Source organism: Shewanella sp. Koi 1 (genome assembly GCF_052907445.1).
Map to the genome: position 1 here is coordinate 3,126,853 of NZ_JBREJM010000001.1, position 25,075 is coordinate 3,151,927.

17 protein-coding genes are annotated in these 25,075 nt (G+C 46.6%); 7 read left to right on the forward strand and 10 right to left on the reverse strand.

The features are described 5' to 3' along the window. Positions 1-134: 134 nt before the first annotated feature. Entirely contained in the window at positions 135-1,346 is a 1,212-nt protein-coding gene (gene fabB, locus ACUZ8J_RS13730; RefSeq protein ID WP_167373641.1) for a beta-ketoacyl-ACP synthase I, read from the reverse strand. 138 nt (positions 1,347-1,484) lie between these two features. Between fabB and mnmC the strand changes: the two genes are divergently transcribed. Then, entirely contained in the window at positions 1,485-3,578 is a 2,094-nt protein-coding gene (mnmC, locus tag ACUZ8J_RS13735; protein WP_446694145.1) for an FAD-dependent 5-carboxymethylaminomethyl-2-thiouridine(34) oxidoreductase MnmC, read from the forward strand. A gap of 177 nt (positions 3,579-3,755) precedes the next feature. Here mnmC and ACUZ8J_RS13740 read toward each other — a convergent pair whose 3' ends face one another. From ACUZ8J_RS13740 to prmB, 6 genes are all read right to left on the reverse strand, one after another. Beyond that, complete coding sequence (locus ACUZ8J_RS13740; RefSeq protein WP_446694146.1) at positions 3,756-4,364, reverse strand: RNA methyltransferase; 609 nt, start codon at positions 4,362-4,364, stop codon at positions 3,756-3,758. Between the two features lie 3 nt (positions 4,365-4,367). Continuing rightward, positions 4,368-4,649 (reverse strand): YfcL family protein, encoded by a 282-nt coding sequence (locus ACUZ8J_RS13745; RefSeq protein ID WP_446694147.1) that lies wholly within the window; start codon positions 4,647-4,649, stop codon positions 4,368-4,370. 55 nt (positions 4,650-4,704) lie between these two features. Beyond that, complete coding sequence (locus tag ACUZ8J_RS13750; protein WP_446694148.1) at positions 4,705-5,847, reverse strand: ATP-NAD kinase family protein; 1,143 nt, start codon at positions 5,845-5,847, stop codon at positions 4,705-4,707. Between the two features lie 63 nt (positions 5,848-5,910). Further along, positions 5,911-7,080: an MFS transporter gene (locus ACUZ8J_RS13755; RefSeq protein WP_446694149.1), complete on the reverse strand. Its 1,170-nt coding sequence runs from the start codon at positions 7,078-7,080 to the stop codon at positions 5,911-5,913. 69 nt (positions 7,081-7,149) lie between these two features. Continuing rightward, positions 7,150-8,244 carry a chorismate synthase gene (gene aroC / locus ACUZ8J_RS13760; protein ID WP_011622199.1) on the reverse strand — a complete coding sequence of 365 codons (1,095 nt, stop codon included), beginning with the start codon at positions 8,242-8,244 and terminating at the stop codon, positions 7,150-7,152. A 128-nt stretch (positions 8,245-8,372) separates the two neighbouring features. Further along, positions 8,373-9,317 carry a 50S ribosomal protein L3 N(5)-glutamine methyltransferase gene (gene prmB, locus ACUZ8J_RS13765; protein WP_446694150.1) on the reverse strand — a complete coding sequence of 315 codons (945 nt, stop codon included), beginning with the start codon at positions 9,315-9,317 and terminating at the stop codon, positions 8,373-8,375. A gap of 80 nt (positions 9,318-9,397) precedes the next feature. On the opposite strand from prmB, the gene smrB reads away from it, so the two are divergent. Continuing rightward, positions 9,398-9,928, forward strand: a complete 531-nt coding sequence (gene smrB / locus ACUZ8J_RS13770) for an endonuclease SmrB (RefSeq protein WP_011622197.1) — start codon at positions 9,398-9,400, stop codon at positions 9,926-9,928. A 66-nt stretch (positions 9,929-9,994) separates the two neighbouring features. On the opposite strand, the gene sixA is transcribed toward smrB, so the two are convergent. Next, positions 9,995-10,465 (reverse strand): phosphohistidine phosphatase SixA, encoded by a 471-nt coding sequence (gene sixA / locus ACUZ8J_RS13775; RefSeq protein ID WP_011622196.1) that lies wholly within the window; start codon positions 10,463-10,465, stop codon positions 9,995-9,997. A gap of 169 nt (positions 10,466-10,634) precedes the next feature. Here sixA and ACUZ8J_RS13780 point away from each other — a divergent pair, with 169 nt between their 5' ends. The 3 genes from ACUZ8J_RS13780 to ACUZ8J_RS13790 all read left to right on the forward strand — a co-directional run bounded on the left by ACUZ8J_RS13780 (position 10,635) and on the right by ACUZ8J_RS13790 (position 18,599). Beyond that, positions 10,635-13,424 (forward strand): insulinase family protein, encoded by a 2,790-nt coding sequence (locus tag ACUZ8J_RS13780; protein WP_446694151.1) that lies wholly within the window; start codon positions 10,635-10,637, stop codon positions 13,422-13,424. Positions 13,425-13,708: 284 nt separating this feature from the next. Further along, the gene (locus ACUZ8J_RS13785) at positions 13,709-17,941 is read left to right on the forward strand and encodes an EAL domain-containing protein (protein WP_446694152.1); all 4,233 of its coding nucleotides are present in this window, start codon (positions 13,709-13,711) and stop codon (positions 17,939-17,941) included. 106 nt (positions 17,942-18,047) lie between these two features. After that, the gene (locus tag ACUZ8J_RS13790; RefSeq protein ID WP_446694153.1) at positions 18,048-18,599 is read left to right on the forward strand and encodes a hypothetical protein; all 552 of its coding nucleotides are present in this window, start codon (positions 18,048-18,050) and stop codon (positions 18,597-18,599) included. 753 nt (positions 18,600-19,352) lie between these two features. Here the strand turns inward: ACUZ8J_RS13790 and fadJ are convergent. Together fadJ and fadI are read right to left on the reverse strand one after the other, a co-directional pair. Next, positions 19,353-21,482, reverse strand: a complete 2,130-nt coding sequence (gene fadJ / locus ACUZ8J_RS13795) for a fatty acid oxidation complex subunit alpha FadJ (RefSeq protein WP_446694154.1) — start codon at positions 21,480-21,482, stop codon at positions 19,353-19,355. A gap of 5 nt (positions 21,483-21,487) precedes the next feature. Then, complete coding sequence (gene fadI, locus ACUZ8J_RS13800) at positions 21,488-22,798, reverse strand: acetyl-CoA C-acyltransferase FadI (protein ID WP_011622190.1); 1,311 nt, start codon at positions 22,796-22,798, stop codon at positions 21,488-21,490. Positions 22,799-23,071: 273 nt separating this feature from the next. Between fadI and ACUZ8J_RS13805 the strand changes: the two genes are divergently transcribed. Further along, on the forward strand, positions 23,072-24,028 hold the full coding sequence (locus ACUZ8J_RS13805; protein WP_011622189.1) for an AAA family ATPase: 957 nt from the start codon (positions 23,072-23,074) through the stop codon (positions 24,026-24,028). A gap of 72 nt (positions 24,029-24,100) precedes the next feature. Continuing rightward, on the forward strand, positions 24,101-25,069 hold the full coding sequence (locus ACUZ8J_RS13810; protein WP_446694155.1) for a DUF58 domain-containing protein: 969 nt from the start codon (positions 24,101-24,103) through the stop codon (positions 25,067-25,069). Positions 25,070-25,075 lie beyond the last annotated feature (6 nt).

Below are 25,075 nucleotides of genomic sequence, written 5' to 3' on the forward strand. Positions count from 1 at the left end.
CTGCATCAATTCGCCTTGGATTGAGATGCCGGAGAGGCTCTGAACAGAATTAGATATTTAATGTGATTGGTATTTCTGAATTTCAACCAATAAAAAAGGAAGCCTGAGCTTCCTTTTTTAACAAAAATAATGGCTTACTTATATTTACGCATCACTAATGTTGCGTTAGTGCCACCAAAACCAAAGCTGTTGCTCATCACAGTGTTTAGCTCTGCATCGCGGTATTCACGCACGATTGGCATGTCTTTCGCGGCTTCATCTAAGTTATCGATGTTGATGCTTGGAGCAATAAAGCTGTTTTCCATCATGATCAAGCTGTAGATGGCTTCGTGTACACCCGCCGCGCCTAAGGCATGGCCAGTCATAGACTTAGTCGATGCAACTGGTGGGCACTTGTCTTTAAAGACTTCACGCAGAGCTTCTAACTCACGCACGTCACCAACTGGGGTAGAAGTACCGTGGGTGTTGATGTAATCAATTGGCGTGTCCACATCGGCCAGAGCCATTTGCATACAACGCACCGCACCTTCGCCAGACGGAGCAACCATGTCGTAACCGTCTGATGATGCGCCATAACCAATCACTTCAGCGTAAATCTTCGCGCCACGAGCCAGAGCGTGCTCTAACTCTTCAACGATTAAGATACCGCCACCGCCAGAGATCACGAAACCATCACGGTCCGCATCATAGGTACGAGAAGCTTTTTCTGGAGTCTCGTTGTATTTAGTCGACAGTGCGCCCATCGCATCGAAGCCCATAGTCAGGGTCCAATCCACTTCTTCCGAACCGCCCGCAAACACCATATCTTGCTTACCCATTTGGATAAGTTCAACGGCGTGACCGATACAGTGAGCACTGGTCGCACAGGCAGAACTGATTGAGTAGTTCATGCCTTTGATTTTGAAGGGGGTTGCCAAACACGCGCTGGCCGTGCTCGACATAATGCGTGGCACGATATAAGGACCCACGCGTTTTACGCCTTTTTCGCGCAGAATATCCGCAGCTTGAACTTGGTTAGAAGACGAAGCGCCGCCTGTGCCCACAATCAAACCTACACGAGGATTTGAATACTGCTCTTCAGTTAACTGAGCATCCTTAATGGCTTCTTGCATTGCAATGTAAGCATATGCCGCAGCATCGCCCATAAAACGCAGCGCTTTACGGTCAATCAGCTCAGAAGGATCTAATTTGATATTGCCCCATACATGACTGCGTAGTTGCATTTCTTCAAACTGAGCGGAATGTGTAATACCACTACGGCCCGCTTTAAGTGACTCAGTCACTTCTTGCTTGTTATTACCGATACTTGAAACAACACCCATTCCGGTGATCACGACTCTTTTCATTTTATTGCTATCCATTGTGTACATGTCAGTACCTACTTTTTGCTGAGCCAATAGTATCTGTTTTGCTTCAATTAAGTGGTCAGCTTTCCATAAAGGCGGGTAAAATAATGCCCAATATGAGACTGAGAGTATATTTCTTTGACTGCTAAGCCCCAAAAATCTTGCCAATTTAAGCGTGATTACCCGCAATTGATCAACCTTTATCCCCCATGCGCGTTGACTACTGCACAGTCTCTGGACAATTTAACTCGCCTTCGACTCTCCCGCTTAACGACGCCATCAGCCCAACTCGGTCAGGGACTGTGCGTCATGGGACAATGGGGATTAGGCGATGGACTCGAGCTGCTCTCTCTACTACAACACTGGCAAACGCAGACTCAAAGCAACACACGGCTGTTAGTCAAAGTGTTTGAGCCCAATCCCATTAACGATTACGAACTTAAATTACTTTGGGATCAATCGCAAAGCTTAATTTCCACGCCTCATTTACAACCGATTGCCAATGCCTTACTTAAGGCAAAACCTGCACGCATTATAGGGTGCCAGAGATTAATTTTTGATGACGGCCGTATCACGGTCGATTTGCATTTTGGCGACCTGCAAACCTCACTCACCAATTTGCCCCACAGCGCTGCTCATCCCATTCGGCAATGGCTGGTTTTACCGCATTTGGCATCGCATTTAAATGGCAAGCAAGTCTGGCAAATGGCCCGTTTGAGTACCGATGATGTCCAGCTGATTGGGATCAATTTGGCTGAAACCTTGAAGCAGCTTGCCCACAGCAGTGGCTTTAGCACGCTTAACGTCAGCCAAGATGCCTTAAATGGTGATGCAAGTGACACACTGCCAAGCCAGATTATCACCGATGAGATTTTGCTCCATGAGCGCAAACTGCTACGCCAGCAAGCCGATACTGCTCAGGCATTTACCCCAAAACCCGCAGCGCTCACCGCTAAAGATCATCCTGTTGCCATCGTCGGTGGCGGACTGGCATCAGCGAACCTAATGCTATCCCTTGCCGAACGAGGCCAAAGTAGCACATTGTTTTGTAAGGATAATGAGTTAGGTCAAGGTGCATCCGGCAATCGCCAAGGGGCGATTTATCCCCTACTCACACCTGAAAATGATGAACTGAGTCGTTTTTTCCAACAGGCATTTTTGTTCAGCCGCCGCCGCATCGAGGCGCTGAGCCATGCGTCGATGATGGAGACAGACGCCGCCCCTACTGTTACCGCGATTTCCCATGACTTTTGTGGGGTATTGCAAACGGGTCATGATGAGCGCAGCCAACAACGGTTGGATAAAATCATCCAAAGTCAGGACTGGCCGGCGGAAATCGCCTACGCCGTGGATGCGAATGAAGCCAACGAAATTGCTCAAATAGGGATTGATAAGGCTGGATTTTTTTATCCCCTCGGAGGCTGGGTATGCCCATTTGAATACGCCAAAGCCGCGGTGGATAAGGCCTCGCAGCTTGCCAATGTGCAGTGCCATTTCAATACCGAGATCACCGAAATTGAATGTGATGCAAAGGCTTGGTATCTCCACAGTCAAGGCCAGCGTTTTGGACCATTCCGCCAACTCGTGCTCGCCAATGGCGCACAGCTCACCCAATTTTCGGCCAGTGAGCGATTACAGATAAGTCCGTTTCGCGGCCAAGTGAGCCACGTCCCCGCCCAATTTAAGCTGAGCCAATTGGCGACAGTGTTATGCGCCAACGGTTACCTCACGCCGAGTCATCAAGGCTTGCATTGCCTCGGCGCCAGTTATGTCAAAGCGGCAGAACACTTCGATTTTTGCCCGCAGGAGCAACGGGAAAACCTCGGAAAAATGCAAGAAAGCTACCCCAACCAAGCCTGGGTTGACGATATCGACATCAGCGGCAATAGCGCCCGTGTCGGCGTGCGGATGGTGACGCGGGATCATTTCCCCATGATGGGCTGTGCGCCCGATGTGGCTGAAATATTGGCGCGCTATGAACAGCAGCAACTCAATCAGCAGCAGGCCGAACAAAGCAAGCATTATTGGCAAACGACCCCGGCTCCGATCCTCGATGGCCTTTATATCCTGGGTGGCTTAGGGTCGCGGGGATTAAGCTCTGGTCCCTTAGCGGCCGAATGTTTGGCTGCACAATTAACCGGTGAGCCGCTGCCACTGGATTGGCCCACCTTAAATAAACTCAACCCCAATCGGATGTGGTTACGCAAATTAGTAAAGGGTAAAGCACTTTAGTAAAGAGCGCTTTAGTAAAGAGCGGATTGAGTGGAACTAGTTAATTAAAACAAAAATTTACAATAGAATACTAATCAGGCTTGTATCTTACCCCCCCATGATTGGCAGCCCAAAACAAAAAGGATTAAGCAGTGCTTAATCCTTTTTTGTATTTCAACTGAGCATTGAGCGTTAACCCTAGAGCGAAGAACCCTGCTTAGTGGTTTTTACTCTGGTGCGATTATTGTTGTCGCGGCTTTGACGGATCAAGGCATCACCATCAAACTCGGTTTGAGCTGATAGCTGCTCGCGATGGGCTTTCGCCAATCTATCGTAAAGCAGTACGTTCACCGAGGCCGCCAGATTCATGCACCCTACCGTAGGCACATACACCACGGCATCGGCTCTATCGATAATCTCTTGGCCAATGGTGCCATCCTCTGGGCCAAACACATAAAAGGCTTTCTCGGGATGCACAAACTCAGGTAAGGGTGTTGCCCCTAGGACTAAATCCACGCACACCAGCTTAGTGTCAGAGGGGAGCGCATTGAGTAAAGAGGCCACCCCAGTTAACGGAATGCGCTCGGCGGCGCTCTGCGTATCGGCATTATATTGCTGCGGCCCACGGGCGGCATACTCATAGCGTTTGCCCGTGTAGAACACCGCATCGACACCATAACAACCCGAAGCGCGCATAATGCCGCCCACATTGGTCGGGGTTTTCGGATTGACTAGACCGATATAAACCGCTTGCTTCGCCTCAGGTTTTGCCATGGCATCAACCGAAGTCGTCGTGGATGTACTCATCAATTAGGCCGCTAAATGACTAACAATCTTGCAATGCAATTGTGTCCACGCCGCTTCCACTAATGCAAAATCGGCATCATTTAATTCTTGGCGCGCGAGGGCTAAACAGTCGGTCATTTTTTCGAGCAAGGCTGCTAGCGTGCTCTCGCCTTCGTCTTCGAGTTGCGATAACACCACCGCCACATGCCCTTGCAGATAACCACAGGCAAATAAGGCGTCATCATCACCATGACTCACTACAGACTCAATCCACTGTTCTAGTGCTTCTTCATACTGCTCTAACATCGGGTCAAACTCTCCAATAACGTATTTCGCCCAAATGGCCGTTGGCCCCTCGGTGCTATAAATCTGAATAGTCGGGGTTGGCCACCTGATACATCACATAATCATGGTAACCCGTCGTCACTTTGTAATAGCCACAAAGCTCACGATCTAATTGAGGGTCGCCACTATCCACAATTAAGGGGCGTCCTTCAAGTGCTTTTAGCTTAGTTTTTGTGGCGAGGATAATAATATTGTCCTTACCGAGGCGGCGGATAAGCTCTGGCGACAACTGCTGGTTGCCACGACCGAGAATATGCCCCTGCCCGCCAATCAAGGTAATAACCAGTTTTGCCGGCTTATCTTGGGTAAAGTCGAGTAACTGCTTGGCGGTTAAATCACTCGCTACTAAGGTTTTATCTTGGATCAGATCAACCCCCAACAGGGTGTTATCGAGGCCAAGCTCTTCCATCACAAAGGCGACCGTGCTGCCCGAACCCATAATGTACAGCTCGTCTTCCATCTGCTGGATAACATCGGCGGCAATGTCGGCGAGCACAAGCTCATCGACTTCTTTTCCGCCCATCTTCACCGCTTGCACATAACGGGGTTCTGCAGGCACTAACAGCTCACCAAACCGTTTGGCTCGCACCGTGCCTTGGCGAAAGGCCACTTCATCAATATCCATCACATCGGCGCTCATCAGGCTGACTAACTCACCTTCGAGCAGCATTTTCACGACCATGCCCGCAGCATGGGGGGTGATACCGTAAACGCCCGAATGGATTTTTACCCCAGCCGGCACACCAAGCACGGGTAATTTATCGTCGATAACGGCTTGTTCAAACACGCTATACACATCGCGCGCCGTGCCATCGCCCCCCGCAAACAGTAATAAATCTAACGGTTCATCAAGCAAGGTACGCACAACGGCTTGCGTGTCTATCGCTTGAGTTTTATCCGGAGTTTGATACACCACACGGGTGTTAAAACCTAAGGCGTTGGCGGCATCCTCCCCCATCACCCCTGAGGCGGTTATGATTTCGATATCATTGGCAAAAGGGGCAATCACTTCTAAGGCTTGCATCATACGCTTTATCGCCTTGGGCTCGGCACCTAAGGCGAGTGCCTGCTCGGCCACGCCATCGCTGCCCTTAAGACCCACACTACCACCTAAACCCGCCAGTGGATTGATGACTAAGCCTAAACGAAACCGGATCACCTTAACCTCTCTTGTTAATTATTCTAGTTTTTACAATGAGTTACTTTCACAATCAATATAAGCTTATGCAGCAACTGCTTGCGCCCTATCCTTAGGGATCAAAAATACCGCTAACATGGCCGCAAAGGCACAGGCCGCCGCAAATACCCAAGACCATACAGCACCGCTACCATCACCCCAGATATAACCGCAAATCCACGTTCCGAGTGCGCCGCCAACCCCAAAGCTTAAGCTGGCATACAGGGCTTGTCCTTGACTGCGATGACTGGCATCAAAATGACGGTGCACAAACTGAATCGAGGCCGCATGGGTCAAACCGAAGGTGAACGCATGCAGCACTTGGCTTAAGCCCAGCAATAACATGCTCTCAACGCCAAAGGCGACCAGCAACCAGCGCACGGCGGTCATAGCGATACTGACGACAAGCAAGGTATTGACGCCATAACGTCCAAGCAAGCGAGGCGCAAACATAAACATCACGATTTCGGCCATTGCACCGAGGGCGACAAAAATCCCCGCGGCCGCTTCGGTGTAACCCGCCTGCTTAAGGTAGAGCACAAAGAAACCGTAAAAAGGCCCAGCGCTCATCTGTAATAACATCGCCGACACCATGAACCACAGAATGGGCTTAGTCCATTTTAGCGGCTGCCGCTCCTGCCCCTGAGGGCGGACGGCACGATTCGCAGGCAACGGCAAGGCACTGACCAGCATCCCAGTAAACAAGGCTAAACCAATATAAGGCAACACCTCAGTACCCCATTGGCCGATGGCAAAACCGGCACCGACCACTAAGCAGATATAGCCAATGCTGCCAAAGCTGCGGATTTGTCCATAGCGGCTGGCATTTTCACCTAAGGTTTCGAGGGTGATCACCTCAAGCTGTGCCAAAATCGCGTTCCAGAAAAAGGTATACAGCGCAAGGCTCAGCGCCATATACATAAAGCCACCGTGGTAGAAGAAACTCAAATACGCCAGCATCGCGGCGCCCGCGCCCATCTTCACCAATTCGGAGCGCATGCCAGTGCGATCGGCCACCTTAGCCCACACATTGGGTGCCACGATTCGGGTCGCCATTAAAATCGCCAGCAAAAAACCGATTTCTTGAGGGTTAAATCCACGGTTTTCGAAGAAGACCCCAAGGTAAGGGATCATAGTGCCGAGAATTGAAAAGAAGAAAAAATAACAGGCACATAGCCAGCGTAACTGCTGGCTTGTGCTAGAGATTGTTGGCATTAACGCATTCCATTTATTACACAGCCGCTATGCATCTTTATTCCATGCAGACTGTCTCATTCATCGCGCCTATCTCATGCCGAGAATCGGTGTATGACTGCAAACATCCTGATTTTGAGCTCTGTGTCTTAACAGATGATCCATCAACACAATCGCCAGCATAGCTTCGGCGATCGGTACCGCGCGGATCCCGACACAGGGGTCGTGACGACCTTTAGTCACCACTTCCGCCATTTCACCTTGGGCCGTCATGCTTTGGCCCGGCACACTGATACTCGAGGTCGGTTTTAATGCAATATGGGCGACAATGGGTTGGCCCGACGAAATGCCGCCAAGTATGCCACCGGCATGATTTGATTCAAAACCCAGCGGCGACATTAAATCGCGACCTTCCGAGCCCTTTTGCGTGACAACGCCAAAACCATCGCCGATTTCAACGCCTTTTACCGCGTTTATGCCCATTAAGGCATGGGCGATATCGGCATCGAGCCTATCGAACACAGGTTCGCCCAGTCCAACAGGAACGCCAGTCGCTACCACAGAGATTTTGGCGCCAATGGAATCACCGGATTTTTTCAGCTCGCGCATATATTCATCTAGCGCCTCGAGCTTACTCGCATCGGGGAAGAAAAAGGCATTCTGCTCGATTTGACTAAAATCGAGGGTCTCGGCACTAATCGGTCCAAGTTGAGACATATAGCCTTGGATATTAATGCCATGCACTTGTTTTAAATACTTTTTCGCCACAGCACCCGCAGCGACCCGCATAGCGGTTTCGCGGGCCGATGAGCGGCCACCGCCACGGTAATCACGCAGACCATACTTTTGCTGATAGGTGTAATCGGCGTGTCCTGGACGGAATAAATCTTTGATATTGGAGTAATCTTGGCTGCGCTGATCGGTGTTTTCGATCAGAAGCCCAATGGAGGTGCCTGTGGTTTTGCCTTCAAACACACCGGATAAGATCCTAACTTCATCAGGCTCACGGCGCGCGGTGGTATAACGGGATGTGCCAGGACGACGGCGGTCTAAATCATGCTGCATATCGGCTTCGGTGAGTTCGAGCCCTGGAGGGCAACCATCAATAATACAACCGAGTGCCACACCGTGACTTTCACCAAAGGTAGTCACCACAAAATTTTGACCAATACTGTTTCCAGACATCCGCTTTTTACACCTTAAATGATTTACTTATCGCTCCGCGCCCAGCAATGGCTGGACAATTCTTTTTCCCGCTGCAAGCCTAACTGGCAGCGGGAAAAGACTCAACCTAATTTATGTGCTTATTGTGATTATTGCGCGTCACGATAAATAGCAAAAAGCGATTGATGTTCGACCAGTTGATCGCGAGTCAGCACAAACACACCGTCACCGCCGTGTTCAAAACTAATCCAAGTAAAAGGCACTTCAGGGAATTGCTCCATCAGATGCACCATAGAGTTACCCACCTCAACCACTAAAATCCCTGTTGGTGTCAGGTATTGGGCTGCATTCGCTAAAATACGTTTGGTTAAATCGAGGCCGTCACGACCCGAAGCTAAACCAATCGCAGGCTCATGGTGGTATTCATCTGGCATATCGCCGATATCTTCTTCGTCAACATAGGGCGGATTAGAGACAATCAAATCATATTGTGGACCTTCTGGAATGGCTGAAAACAGATCCGATTGCATCGGGAAAACTCTGTCCATCACCCCTAAGGTTTCAACGTTGATTTGCGCCACATCGAGGGCATCTTCACTGATATCCAGCGCATCAACCTCGGCCTCATCAAATTCGTAAGCACAGGCAATCGCGATACAACCACTGCCAGTACATAAATCTAAAATACGATTAACGGGTTTGCCGTATAACCAAGGAGCAAAGCGATTGGCAATCATCTCGGCGATAGGTGAACGTGGTACCAATACGCGCTCATCCACATAGAATTCAAGCCCTGCAAAGCGCGCTTTATTGGTTAAATAAGGCACTGGCAAACGTTCACGTACGCGGCGTATGATCAGCTCGACGATTTTGTGTTTTTCGCTGCTGGTTAAGTTACTTAAAATCACCTGTTGGCCGATTTCTTCGGGCAAGTGCAGCGCATGAAACACTAGGGCGATGGCCTCATCCCACGCGTTATCCGTCCCGTGGCCATAGTACACATTGGCATCATTAAAGCGGCTCACCGCCCAACGCAACATGTCACCTATGGTGCGTAACTCTGTCACAGCTTCATCTACAAAGATCTTATCCAAAACGCTCTCCCGCTTGTTTGTTCGCAAACATTGTAACTGAACTCTATTCAGAAACCATAGGATTCAATAGAATACCCGCCATGAATAAAGACGATGATAAAGAAGGCATGGCGATGTTTTCGGCGCTGATCGAGGGGATAAAACCTATCGCCCAAGATAAGCGGCATTTTCGCACGCCCCTAAAAACCAAACAGGAAATTGAACTGAAAGAGCAGCAACTGCATGCTAACAGTTATTTCTCAGATACTTATCAACCTCTGCTGCCCGTTCAGGGGCCAATGCGTTGGCTCGATGAGGGTGTCGATAGTCTCGAGCTTAAACGCTTAAGACGCGGCGATTACCAACCGGATTTATTGCTGGACTTACACGGTTACCGCCAATCAGAGGCTAAACTCGAGCTCGCGGCGCTTATCCAAGCCTGCGTAAAACAGCAGAGCCAATGTTGTTGTGTGATGCACGGTTACGGCACTGGCATACTAAAACAGCAGGTGCCTATGTGGTTGGTGCAACATCCGATGGTAAAAGCGTTTCATCAGGCCCCAAAAGAATGGGGGGGCGATGCGGCGCTGCTGGTGCTTATCGATATTGGCGATCAACCACATCGACGTTAATGGACGTATTTATCCTCTAAAAAACAAAGGGCCCACTAATGTGAGCCCTTTGTTTTATCGAAGAAGTTAACTAATGCTGTGGGGCGCATGTTGCCAAACAATACTGGCCTGCTCGGCATGTTTATCTATCAGAGTAATTCCCGAGGTGGCAAACAAGGGCGGCTCAACACCCGCGACTAGCTCGCTAACCAAATAGCCTAAGAGTGGCATATGGGAAATCACCAGCACTTTATCGGCCTTGTACAATTCGGCATAGGCAACAATTAAAGCGGCTACATTGGCGGGATCGCCTGACGGCACTAAATCATCCACGACCAGCCATTTGCGAGGCTCGGGGAAATGTTGACTCAATTCCTGCCAGGTTTGCTGCGCACGTAAATAAGGGCTGACCAAAACAAGATCAAAATCGCTGACACTTCGGGCTAACCAGTTACTCATCAAGACAGTATGGTGTCTTCCTAAATCGGTAAGCGTCCTGTCCCTATCCGACTGAGCATTAAATCCAGCGTCACCATGTCGCATCAAAAATAGCTGCATACTTCTCTCGCTACCCACACTTGTTTTTGTTTTATCCCAATTGTAGCCCTAAAATGGATTTCAACAAACCTTGTAAGGGTTAATCTTTAGTCGATAAACACAAGAGATATTTGCCAAAAACCATTAAGACTATCAATATATAACAAGCTATCGTTACCGGAGTGTCTCTTTGCAAGCCTCTCAGTCTATTTACAAAAGTCCAAACGATCATCGTCAGTACCGTTATCTCGTGTTAGATAATGCCCTCAGGGTATTATTGGTCGAAGATTTGGACGCCAGCCAAGCCGCCGCTTCCATGGCGGTGGCCGTAGGACATTTTGATGATCCTGTGGATAGACCCGGTATGGCACATTTTTTAGAGCATATGCTCTTTTTAGGCACTGAAAAATTCCCCGACTCCGGCGAATATCATGCCTTTATCAATCAGCATGGCGGCAGTAATAATGCGTGGACCGGCACAGAGCACACCAATTTCTTTTTTACCATCAACGCCGACGTTTTTGCCGACTCCCTAGACAGATTTAGCCAATTCTTTATCGCCCCCAAGTTTGACCTCGACCTGGTCGATAGGGAGCGCCAAGCGATTGAATCTGAATTTAGTTTAAAGCTGAAGGACGACATCCGCCGCACCTATCAAGTGCTTAAAGAAACCGTCAATCAACAGCATCCGTTTTCGAAATTTTCTGTCGGCAATTTAGTCACCCTTGGCGGAGAACAGGCACAGGTCAGAAGCGAGCTATTGGCGTTTTATCAAAGCCATTACAGTGCCAATTTAATGACGCTCTGTTTAGTCGCCCCGATGCCGTTAGATGACCTTCAAGCACTTGCGGTCGAATATTTCAGTGCGGTCCGCAACTTAAACTTAGTCAAACAGTATCCTGATGTGCCGCTGTTTTCAGAAAATGAACTGCTTAAGCAAATCAATATTGTCCCTTTAAAGGAACAAAAGCGTTTAAGTATCAGTTTTAACTTCCCTGGCATCGATCACTACTACAAACGCAAGCCGCTGACCTACATTAGCCATATCCTGGGTAATGAGAGTAAGGGTAGCCTACTGTCGTATCTTAAAGAACAGGGTTTAGTGAATAATCTCTCCGCGGGCGGCGGAGTCAATGGCTATAACTTCAAGGACTACAGCATAGGTCTGCAACTGACCGACAAAGGCGTGGCCAATATTGACGATATCGTGTGCAGCTGCTTTGAATATATCGAACTGATAAAAAACCAAGGCCTTGAGGATTGGCGCTATCTAGAACGAGCAAACCTGCTCAAGATGGCATTTCGCTATCAGGAGCAGGTGAAATCCCTCGATTTAGCCAGCCACTTAAGCATCAACATGCACCACTACGAAGTGGAAGACTTAGTCTTTGGTGACTATCGCATGGATGGCTTAGATATTAGCGAAACCCTTGAGCTATTGAGCTTAATGACGCCGCAAAATATGCGCTTGCAACTCATCGCACAGTCCGTAAAGACTGACCGCAAAGCCAATTGGTACCATACGCCATATCAGGTCTTACTGATAAAACCCGAATCCCTTGCCCGTTGGCAAGTGACACAAATTCGCCCTGAGTTGCAATTGCCCGCAGCCAATCCCTTTATCGTGGCTGACTCCATTGCGCGCCCCGATAAAAGTGAAGTCGCCGTGCCTGTGATTGTCGCTGAATCAACGGGATACCGGATTTGGCATAAAAAAGACGATGAGTTTAATGTCCCGAAAGGCCATATGTATCTATCGCTTGATTCGGAACAGGCGAGTAAAACTCCAAAACATGCTGCCCTCACCCGCTTATACGTTGAGATGTTGCTCGATTACTTGACTGAGCCGACTTACCAAGCGGAAGTCGCTGGACTTAGTTATAACATTTACCCTCATCAGGGCGGGATCACACTGCATCTATCTGGCTTTACGGGTAATCAAGAAACGCTGTTAGCCCTACTGATCCAAAAGGCGAGAGAACGTAATTTCACCGAAGAAAGGTTTGCGTTAATTAAATCTCAGCTGCTGCGTAGCTGGCAAAACCTAGCACAAGCCAAACCGATTTCGCAGCTATTCACGAGCTTGACCGCCACACTGCAAAAACGCAGTTACGAGCCTGCACGTATGGCGCAGATGCTTGAAAATATCACCTTAAATGATCTGCATAACCATGTACGCGCCTTTTACGAAAAGATTTACCTTGAAGGGCTGATTTACGGCGATTGGCTAGTGTCAGAGGCGCAAGCCTTAGGAAAACGACTGGAGCATATCTTGTCCCTAGTCTCTAGCCCAAGCGCAGAGTCGACCCGTGAATTAATCAACTTAACCGGGCAAGGCACTCTCCTTCGGGAATTGGCGATAGACCATCAAGACAGTGCGATTATTGTTTATTATCAATCAGCTATAGCAACACCTGAAAAAATGGCGCTGTTTAGCTTGCTCAACCACACTATGTCTTCGACCTTCTTCCATGAGTTACGTACCGAAAAACAATTGGGCTACATGGTCGGCACAGGTTATCTGCCACTCAATCGCCATCCGGGACTCATTTTCTATATTCAATCCCCGACAACGGGACCGCTGCATTTATTAGAGGCAATCGATGAATTTATCGCGGACTTTAATTATGCCGTGATGCAAATTACCAATGAAGAATGGGAAAGCACTAAACAGGGACTCATCAATCAAGTGATGGAGCATGATGCTAACCTAAAAACCCGTGGCCAGCGTTATTGGGTGAGCGTAGGCAATCGTGATTATCAGTTTAATCAGCGTGAATTAGTGGTCGCAGAAATCAACAAACTCACTCGCCCAGATCTTATTAAGTTTATGATGCGAAAAATGCGCACTAAGCATAGCGATAGATTGGTGCTTTTTAGCACAGGTTCTGCCCATGCGGCCCAGTCAGCGCTCAAATCAGAGAATATGATTACCGATCTTAAACTCTTTAAACAAGACACTGAAAAGTTCAATTTTTAGGCTGCAGTCTCAAATTAGATCATGAATTGAGAGTTTGAACTAAACAAACAAAAGCGCTGTGTTACGGGTTTTACCTAGTCGTATCTCTTGTCTTTGTATAAAAATTTGATGCAAAACGCGGTCAATCCTCTTGATAGATGAAAAAGGATGCAAAATCCAACGCCATCTATCTGCAATCAAAAGGATTTTTTACATTCTCACTTTTGACAAAAGCAAGTATTTCTGGAAAAGTGATGTAACACAATTGTTTCATGGCATCCTCGGACAATACTAAGAACAGCACTATGCCAAAAGCACTACTACAAATTTTCCTCTTGCTTACGCTTGCATTCTTCTCTTGTGTGCAAGCACAAGAACTTCCTATTGCACTGAAAACTGAATCCTATGGTGTTCCCGAAGGCTTGTCACAAAGTACCATCACATCTGTAGTAGAAGACACCGATGGCTACATATGGATAGGAACATTAAACGGATTAAACCGATTCGATGGAGAAGAATTTAAGCACTTTTTTACAAATGACCACTCTGGTTTATCCAGCTCATTTATTCAAAGTTTGCTATTCGATAATGGAACATTATTTGTCGGTACTGATAATGGTCTGAACATATACAACTCGGACTTAGAGACCTTTGAAAAATATCCAGACATTAATGAAGCAATTTGGTCAATAAATGATAATGGCGATGTTTATACAATTAGCACTAAAGACACATTAATCGAACTAGATAAAAAAAGCCTAAAGATAGAGAAACAATATAAAAATGACACATTTAATTTTGTGAAGAAGGCTATAAAAACAACTGATGGTTACATAGTAAGAAATCATGATGGAAAAATATTTTTCACTGATAAAAACAATAAATCAGATGTTTTATCTAAAAACTCCACCGATATTGAAATATCTCCGATTGGAATACTAGAGCTTTCACCTAATGGCCAATATCGAGTAATCTCAAAGAAAGTACCATTAACAAAACAACTCAAAGATGAACTCACCTCAATTAGTCACAACCAACTGTTAAGAACAAACTCTAAAACCCTTGATGTCGAAACTATTGGGTTTACACCGGAAAATATTACTTCCGCCATTAGAAAAACATACCGAACAAACAATTACATACTAATCCCTTCATTAGGCATGGGATTCACCCTAGTAAGAGACAATAGAAACCTTGTAAAATCTTTAGTAGAACCCCATGGTAATATATGGTCTATTTCAACTTTAGATAACAACGGATTAGCCATATCTGATGATAGTTCAGAAATAAAAATATACGACAACAAGTTTAACTTAGATAAAGTTATCAAAACAAATACCAATGGGCCTAAATATATTACATCTACAAATAGTTCCATTATATATGGTGGGTATAATGGACTATTCAAATTTGACAGCGATATAACGACTAAATTAATTAATTCAAACATAACTACATTGTTAAAAACAAAGAACTCAGACAAGTTGATTGCAGTGACTGACAATGCTGAAATCTTTACATTTACATTACCAGAAACTGACAGTTATACAAAATACACATTAAAAAACAAACACCCTGTATTCCAAGCATTAAAAAATGACTCCAATGGGTTATTACTAGCTACACAAGGTGGCCTGCTCTTAATCGACAACGATGGCATAGAGAAAAATATATTTAACGAAGACTTTGTTTATTGTATTTCAGAGACGAAAAATGAATATATTTTTGGCACAAGAACAGCTATTTTTTCCACGAAGAAGAGCAATTTAGAAACACGTTTAATTTTTAGTTCAAATAAGCCTATATACTCCATTGCGACAGATGGTAACGATTTTATTGCATCATCTATTAGTGAATTAATTATAAGATACAACAATATATTTTATACATTATCGACGGCAGATGGAAGCCAAGACGAATACAATAATCAAAGTGGATTATTTAGTGATGGTATATTTTATTTTGGTGGCATTTCAGGAGTAAGCGCCATAAATAAAGATGAATTATTATCTTACCTTAAGGGAAACCCAATCGAGTCAAAAATCAGTGAATTATTAGTATTCAACAAGCCAGTAAATATTGATGGTAAAATATTAACAAAAAGCATATCAAAACTAGATAGAATAGAGTTAAAATATTCAGACTACCCATTTACAATAAAGTTCAACTCTCCAAAATCAAGCAACAAAAACATTGAATATTATTATAACTTAAAAGGTCTCAGTGACTCTTGGATGCCTGCGACAACAGGAGTTAATTCTGCAACATACACTAATCTTTCACATGGTGAATATGTATTTAATGTGTATGGTGAAAATCCAGTCACAAAGGAGAAAGGGCCAACAACATCTATTCGAATACATATAACCCCACCCTGGTGGCTTTCTAGCATAGCAAAAACAGTATACATTTCTCTTACAGTATTAATTGTTTTCTTCATTTTTAGGGCCGTTTTAAGAAAACGAGAAATCCAACGCCAAATTGCATTAAGTGAAGAACGTCTAAAGCTTTCTTTATGGGGAAGTGGCGATGAAATGTGGGACTGGGATATTGAGACCGGCAATATTTTCCGTTCGAATATTTGGGGGGCATTGGAATTCCCGAGGGATGGTCACCGTTCTGGCAACAGTGATGAAGAAAGTAATATTCACCCCATGGATCAAGAACGTGTAAGAGAAGCACTCAATAAACACTTCTACGGTGAAACCGATCATTTTGAAGCAGCATATAGAGTTAAAGGCAAAGATGATAGTTGGATCTGGATCCTAGACCGAGCGAAAATCGTAGAAAGAGACGATAAAGACAATGCGCTACGAATGACGGGGACAATTAAAAACATCAGCCAGTTCAAGCAAAAGGAAGAACAATTAAAACTGTTCGAAAAAGCCATTGAAAATATTTCCGAAGGTATGTTTATTCTCGACAGTGAATATCGATTTGTTGAGGTGAACGAAGCGTGTTGTAGAATTTCTCAGCGTAATCGAACTGATTTTATCGGTAATCTGCTTACCTTCGATTTGTATCCGGAGTCCTTTACTAATCAAATTCGTACCATGCTAAAACAACAAGGTCGTTGGGCCAGCGAAGTTGAAGCTAGCCGTGGTGACAAAAGCCATTTCCATATGGAACTCACAATTGACGCCATTTACGATGAATTAGGTGAATTATCGCATTACGTTGGGGTATTTTCTGATATATCAAGACGTAAACAACAAGAAGAAGAGCTTCGTAAACTCACCAACAATGACCTATTAACGGGTCTGCCCAATCGATCAAACTTGCAAGTCACATTAGGAAACTTAGTTAATAAAGAAATTACCCATGCCTTAATGGTACTCGACCTCGACAATTTTAAGCGTATCAATGACTCATTAGGCCATCAAATTGGTGATCAGTTACTCAAACTCGTGTCCGTCAGAATTAAGTCTGTTGTTCCTAAAAATACCAGCATCTATCGCTTAGGCGGCGATGAGTTTGCGATTGTCCTCGATAAAACATCTGACATTAGCGCCTGTGCAGCGATTGCAGGACGTGTCATTGAAGCCTTTAAAACTATGTTTGAAATCGGCCATGAGCAGCTGGTTTTGGGCGTGAGTATTGGTATTGTTTTCTACCCTGAAGATGAACAGAGTGAACAAGCACTTCTGAGAAAAGCAGATATTGCTATGTACCATGCTAAATCTGCTGGCGGTAATTGTTACCAATTCTACTCAGAATCCCTTAACCAACATGCGATTAAACAATTAGAAATTGAAAACCTAATTCGTGAAGGATTAAAAGAAGATTTATTTGAGGTGTATTATCAACCCAAAGTCGATCTTAAAAGTGGTCACGTCGCGGGAATGGAGGCCTTAGTCCGTTTAAATCATCCCACCCGGGGACTGGTCCCACCAAATGATTTTATTCCCCTTGCAGAAGAAAATGGTCTCATTATCGAAATCGGTGAAATTGTGCTGAGGAAAGCCTGTTTTGCAGCGCAGAAATGGCGTGAACAAGGGCTCTTTAAAGGAAGAGTCGCCGTCAATTTATCGTCACGTCAGTTTGCCCTACCCGACCTACAACAAAGAATAGAATCTATTTTACGCTTGACACAATTACCTGCCTCCCACTTGGAACTTGAAATCACCGAGGGGACGGTTATTAAGCAGCCAGAAATGGCCATAACCGTTATGCAGCAATTAGCGAAGATGGGGGTTAGTCTAGCGTTAGATGACTTCGGTACGGGTTATTCCTCACTGTCTTACTTAAAACGATTCCCAATTCATACGCTAAAAATCGATAAAGCCTTTGTCGATGATATTGATAAATCGGACCGAGATTTGAAGATGGTCGATTCGATCATTACCATCGCTCACAATATGGGTCTGTCGGTTGTCGGTGAAGGTGTTGAGCAAACCGCGCAGCTAAATATCCTACGAGCCCTTAATTGCGAAGAAATACAAGGTTATATCTTTAGCAAAGCGATAAATGAAACCGAATTTACTCAGTTGCTGCAAGATGATCGGAGTAAATTCATGCCCCACCACAACATTATCTGATCATTACATTATCTCTCAATCAGTAGTTTGAAACATTGGCACAACATCTGCAATGAGGTGTTCAGTGTCAAAAAATAAAACATTATCAACTACCCTGAGAGATAAAATGATGAAAGGAATTCTAACTGCTGCAGCATTACTGTCTACCATTGGCTTTACGGCACATACCCCTCAAGTTGAAACCGCGGCAGTTCCTAATGTCCGCTTTAACCCTGTAGAAGTGGCTTCTGTACCAAACGTGCGCTTTAAGCCTGTAGAAGTGGCTTCTGTACCAAACGTACGATTTAAGCCTGTAGAAGTGGCTTCTGTGCCAAACGTACGCTTTAAGCCTGTAGAAGTGGCTTCTGTGCCAAACGTGCGCTTTAAGCCTGTAGAAGTGGCTTCTGTACCAAACGTGCGCTTTAAGCCTGTAGAAGTGGCTTCTGTACCAAACGTGCGCTTTAAGCCTGTAGAAGTGGCTTCTGTGCCAAACGTGCGCTTTAAGCCTGTAGAAATGGCTTCTGTGCCAAACGTGCGCTTTAAGCCTGTGGAAGTGGCTTCTGTGCCAAACGTGCGCTTTAAGCCTGTGGAAGTGGCTTCTGTGCCAAACGTACGCTTTAAGCCTGTAGAAGTGGCTTCTGTGCCAAACGTACGCTTCTCAGAAACCACTTTGGCTTAATCGGTTTAATAAATTTTAGAGACAAGGAGCTGATCATGATTAACTCACTCAAAAAAGCACTTGGTTTCGCAAAGCCTGTTCGTAAAAAAGTGAAATTACCAGAAGGCTTAAACCACCTAGAAGTGATCCCAGCCAAAGGTTGGTGGAATTAATTCCACTTTAAGCGGAAATATGCCGTTTACAGAGCCTAGAGCCATTTTGCTAGCGCGCGGCCTAGGCCAATAAAAAAGGAGCTTAATGCTCCTTTTTTATTGGCCGCATTTACGAAAAACCATATACATTAAGCGGTTAGTCTAACGTCAGAAGTCTGGCGCATTCTGCTTAACGCAATACGTTTATGGGAAGAAAACAGTGGAAACGCTAAGGGACCAAGTATAAATCCCATTACAGCCCAATAGCTTACCGATAGTCCTGCTCTAAAAGCCGCAACACCAAAACACCAGGAACAACTCACAGACAAGGCGACAACGATATAAAACATGAATCCCACAGCAACCTCTTTATCGGCTAACTCACGATAGTGCAAATCAAAAAATAGCAGTTCTCAATACAAATAAACTCTAAGCAAGACTACTTATCTGCACTAATCAACATCTACATACACGGCGTCACGGCACAACTGCCGTAAATAGGCACGCCATAATACAAGATCCATCTGACAAATGTGAACATTTTTTAGGCAAAATTTAGCCAAGAGGCAATAAAAAAGCGGCATCGAATTGCCGCTTTTTTAACCAATACCTATTTATGTACCTAGAAGAAACGAGTCTTTTCTGCCGCCATCGCCTTAAGACGTGGACATGGCTCAAATCGGTCGCCGTATTGAGCCTGATAACGTTCCAGTATGCTCACTAAATTATCGGCCCCTAGAGTATCGATATAGTGGAATGGGCCACCCAAGAATGGTGGGAAACCAATACCGAAGATAGCGCCAATATCACCATCGCGCGGTGAAGCAATAATGCTGTCATCTAAACAACGTACCGCTTCATTGAGCATTTGCACGACACAACGTTCCGCTACCGCGCTCATTTCTTTATCGAGACCCGGTTTTATACCTAATACGCCATATACACTTTCATCTACGGCTTTCTTCTTGCTCGACGCTTTATTGCCAGCTGCATATTGATAGAAACCTTTGCCATTTTTACGGCCTTTTCTATCATCGCTCAGTAACTTATCGAAGGCAGCAGGCGCTTTAAAGCGCTCACCCAGTTCTTTTTCAAGGATTGGAGCGATTTTAGCACCGACATCAATACCCACTTCATCGAGCAGAGTGATAGGGCCAACGGGGAAACCGAACTTCACTAAGGCTTTGTCTAAGTGCTCAATACTCTGCCCTTCCAGCAGTAATTGCGCAGCTTCGTTCATGTAAAGCGCAAGGATACGGTTAACATAAAAACCCGCACCGTCTTGTACCACGATTGGCGTTTTACCCTGTTTGCGAGCAAACGCCACTGTGGTGGCAATCGTCTCAGGAGACGTTTTCGCATGGGCAATGACCTCCACCAGCGGCATTTTTTCTACGGGTGAGAAATAATGTAAGCCAATCACATTTTCAGGACGGCTGGCCGCTTGTGCAATTTGACCAATGGGTAAAGATGAGGTGTTAGATGCAAAAATCGTGTGCTCACCGCATTCACGCTCAATATCTTTAACCATCTGATGTTTGAGCGCTAAATCCTCAAATACGGCTTCAACAACAATATCAGCGTCCTTAACGCCTTTATACTCGGTCGTCGTTGTCATCAGTGCCATTAAATTGTCGCGAACGGCTGGCGTCATATGACGACGTTTAACGCCTTTATCCAATAACTTATAGGCGTAAGAAAGCGCATTGCTTAAGCCCTTTTCGTTAATGTCTTTTACCCGTGCAGGAATTTTAGCCTTAGTCGTCGTGACCGAAGCAATACCACCTCCCATCAAACCGCCACCTAAGATCACGGCTTTTTTGACTTTACGTGGTGTCGCCCCTTCGGCGCCTGTTTCTTTCTTCATCTCTGTCGTGGCAAAGAAAATACTGCGCAGCGCCTCTGATTCTTTCGACACCACCAGCTCTGCAAAATGGCTGGCTTCCACCTCAAGCCCTTTCTGCATTCCCTTAGCCATACCTTGGCGCACACAATCAATAATTTTGGCCGGCGCAGGATAGTTGCCTTGGGTTTTCTTAGCGACTTGCTTGGCGGCTTGATCGAAAATAATGTTACGACCGAATCCTGTGCCTTCGAGTAATTGATTGACCAGCGATTTTTTAACTGGTTTCGCCGTACGCTTACCCGCAAGCGCCATCTCCACTGCGGTTTGCAGTAAAATAGTCTGTGGTACTACGTCGTTAACTAAACCCATCTTTAACGCTTGTTTCGGACGAATTTGTTTACCCGTCAACATCATATCCAGTGCAGTAGTGATCCCCACTAAACGAGGCAAACGCTGAGTACCGCCGCCACCGGGTAATAAACCGAGTTGCACTTCGGGGACGCCCAGCATGGTCTTGCCATCATCACTACACACACGTTGATGACAGGCGAGCGCAAGCTCTAAACCGCCCCCCAAACAGGCGCCATGTATCGCGGCAACCACAGGGATATTCAAGGCTTCTAGCTCGTTAAACACCACATGCCCTTGCTGGGATAAGGCTTTCGCATCGCCCGCCGTTTGGCAAGCATCGAGCATAGAGATATCCGCCCCAGCGACGAAGGAGTCTTTTTTACCCGAAATCAGCACTAGGCCACGGATACTGCTATCGCGTTTTATCTCAGACAGGATCTCACTGATCTCAGGGCCAAATTCAGCCTTGAGGGTATTCATGGTTTCGCCGGGTACGTCCATTGTTAGAATGGCGATACCGTCTTCACGGCGGGTTAAATTAAATGTCTTTTCCATCGCCATTACTCCACTTCCACAATCATTGCAGCCCCTAAACCACCCGCAGCACAGGCCGTTGCCAGACCCGTTCCGCCGCCCCGACGTTTAAGCTCACGGCAAACCTGAGTGATTAAACGTGTGCCTGTGGCCGCAAATGGATGGCCGTAAGCTAAAGAACCACCAAGCACATTAAATTTGCTCATATCGATTTCACCAATAGCACGATTACGCCCTAATTTTTCTTCGGCAAATTTTTTGGAGGCAAACATCTGCATGTTGGCTAAGGTTTGTGCCGCGAAAGCTTCATGCATTTCGATAAGAGTTAAATCTTCTAATTCCATGCCGGCGCGCTTTAATGCCAATGGCGTTGCATAGGATGGCCCCATCAGCATGTCTTGCCAGACATCAATCGCGGTAAATGCGTAGCTCTTAATGTAACCAATAGGTTGATAACCTAAGGCTTTAGCACGACCTTCGCTCATCAAAATGATCGCCGAGGCACCATCGGTCAGCGGCGTACTGTTTGCGGCCGTCACGCTGCCATGCTTTTTATCGAAAGCGGGACGCAGTTTAGCGTAAGAGCTTAAATCGGAGTTTTCACGAATGTTATTATCGCGCTCGATAAACTGTTTGTAAGGGGGAACATGGGCCACCATCACTTCGTCACGTAGATGACCTGAAGCCCAGGTTTCACTCGCCAGCGTGTGGGAGCGGTGCGCCAACGCATCTTGGTCGGCGCGGCTGATATTATAGGTCTTGGCCATTTGCTCTGCGGTTTGTCCCATAGACAATCCGGTAGAATACTCAGCAACGGCAGGCGGCACAGGCAGTAAATCTTTAATGCCTAAACGGCGGAAAATTTGTAACTTTTGGCCAAAGCTGCGGGCTTTATTCAGATCGACTAAGGCATGGGCAAGTTTTTTAGATACCCCAATAGGCAATACCGATGAGGAGTCGGCGCCGCCGGCAATACCAATCTCGATATTGCCGGTCATGATTGACTCGGCCACATTCACCGCAGATTGGAAACTGGTCGCACAAGCACGGGTCACGCTGTAGGCATCGGTTGACACATCCATGCCCGTTCCTAACACAATTTCACGGGCAATGTTCGGTGCCGCAGGCATTTGTACCACCTGACCATACACCAATTGCTCAATCAACTTAGGATCCAGTTCGCTACGGGCCAGCAGCTCGTTAACCACCATTTTGCCCATATCGAGCGCCGACACACCGTGGAATGCGGTCGCCTGTTTCGCAAATGGCGTTCTTAAGCCCGCCACAATGGCGATACGCTCACCCTTTGCGTTAGTTACCTGTTGTCTATCACTCATTTGTCACCCTCTTTATGTGCGCTATCGCTGAGAGATTTCAGGCGGCGCTATCGATTTCCATGTTTGCCCTGCTGTTTGGCACCAAAAAAGCCTAATAACAGGTCTGACCATTAAAGTGTGATCTGATTCTAACTTCTTGTCAGCAAGTTTTAAACACCTGTTTGTTTTTTTAACACTAGCCAAACCCTTAGGGAATTCTTTACCATATTCGTTGTCTATAGCCCACACACGTATTTTCAATCGATATTTTCAACCTAAAAAACGAGTAGCATCATGCCTTTGAGTCGCTTCCACGCATTACGCACTTACCTAAATAAGGTTGTTTTAGGGCAGCCAGTTTTGACCGAAAACCTGCTCATTGCCCTCATTGCCAATGGCCATTTATTAGTAGAAGGCCCACCAGGTCTTGCTAAAACCCGTGCGGTTAAAGCCCTCTGCGATGGTGTTGAAGGGGATTTCCACCGGATCCAATTTACCCCTGACCTACTGCCAGCCGACCTTACGGGTACGGATATCTATCGCTCACAAACTGGTACCTTTGAATTTGAAGCGGGCCCGATTTTCCACAACCTGATCCTCGCCGATGAAATCAACCGCGCTCCAGCTAAGGTGCAGTCTGCGTTATTAGAGGCCATGGCCGAAGGTCAAGTGACCGTAGGTAAAAACAGTTATAAGTTGCCGCCACTCTTCCTCGTAATGGCAACTCAAAACCCCTTAGAAAACGAAGGCACTTATCCGCTGCCCGAAGCCCAGCTCGACCGCTTTTTAATGCACCTGAATTTAGATTATCCAAGCGGTGACACTGAAATCGAAATTCTGCGCCAATCCCGCCAAGAAGCACTCACCCATGAGTTGCCGACTGCGGAACCCATTGCCCAGGCCGATATTTTTGCCGCCCGAGATGAAGCGATGGAAATCTATCTCGCCGAACCGCTAGAGAAATACATAGTCGAAATCATTATGGCGACCCGCCAACCCGCGCGTTACAGCGACGAGCTGGCAAAATGGTTAGAGTACGGTGTGAGCCCTCGCGCGACCATTTCGCTTGAGCGCTGCGCCCGTGCCAGAGCCTGGTTACACGAGCGCGATTTTGTCTCTCCCGAGGATATTCAAGCCGTTGCGCCCAATGTGTTAAGACACAGACTGCTGCTGAGTTATCAAGCGCAGGCCGAGGGTGTCAGCCGCGACCAAGTGATCAACCATATTTTGACTCAGGTCGCAGTCCCTTAATCTCAGAACATAGTCTGGATACGCGGCTGATAAATCCTAGGTAACTGAATCGCTTTGTATGAGTAGCTTTGAATGAATAACAGTGTGCTAAACGCATCTCTACACGGTGATGGCAATCCACATGGCTTGCCATTATTTGCCGACGGGCTGCATTTAACCGAGAAAGAACTGCTCGCCTGCCAGACGATTGCGCGGGCTATTCCTGAGCGCCACAGCCGGGCACGTGCCAATATGGCGGGGCATCGCAGCAGTTTAATCAAAGGCCGCGGGATGGAATTTGCCGAAGTGCGCCATTATCAACAGGGCGACGATGTACGCACTATTGATTGGCGCGTGACCGCCCGCACTGGGCAAACCCACACTAAGCTATTTATTGAGGAGCGCGAGCGCCCTATTCTGCTGTTGCTCGATTTAAGCCAGAGCCTGTATTTTGGCTCGAGTTTGTTGCTGCAATCGGTACAAGCGGGGCATTTAGCGACCACGTTAGGTTGGAATGCAATCAATCATGGTGACAGACTCGGCGCCTTAATCGCCTGCGAGTCGGAGCATCTAGAGTTAAAACCCCGCAGTCGCCGCCAAGGGATTTTACAGCTCATTTCAGGCCTGCGCCGAGTGCACGAGCAACAACTCAATCAGCTCGGCAGTCATCCACGGGATCCAGACCATATCCTGCGCGCCTGCCAGCGCTTGCAGCGGATCGCGAAACCGGGCTCATTGATTTGGATCATCACAGATGGCAGCCATTTTACGCCGCAATGTATCGCGCCGCTGACAGAACTGAAGCGCCATTGTGATATTGGCGCTTATCTGGTGACCGACCCTCTCAGGCAGGGCAGCCTCAACTTACCCAAGCAGTTTAGTTTGCCAGTTCGCGAAGGGGACCAAGATTTAGTGCTGACTCGCGACAGTTATCAAGCATGGCTTGGGCAGCAACAACAGCAGCAAAATGACTTTATCGCCATGATGCAAAAGCTGAAGGTGCGTACCCAATTTATCGACGCGGGTTTACCCCTCGCGCAGCAGCTAGCCTTACTGCAATAACAGCAC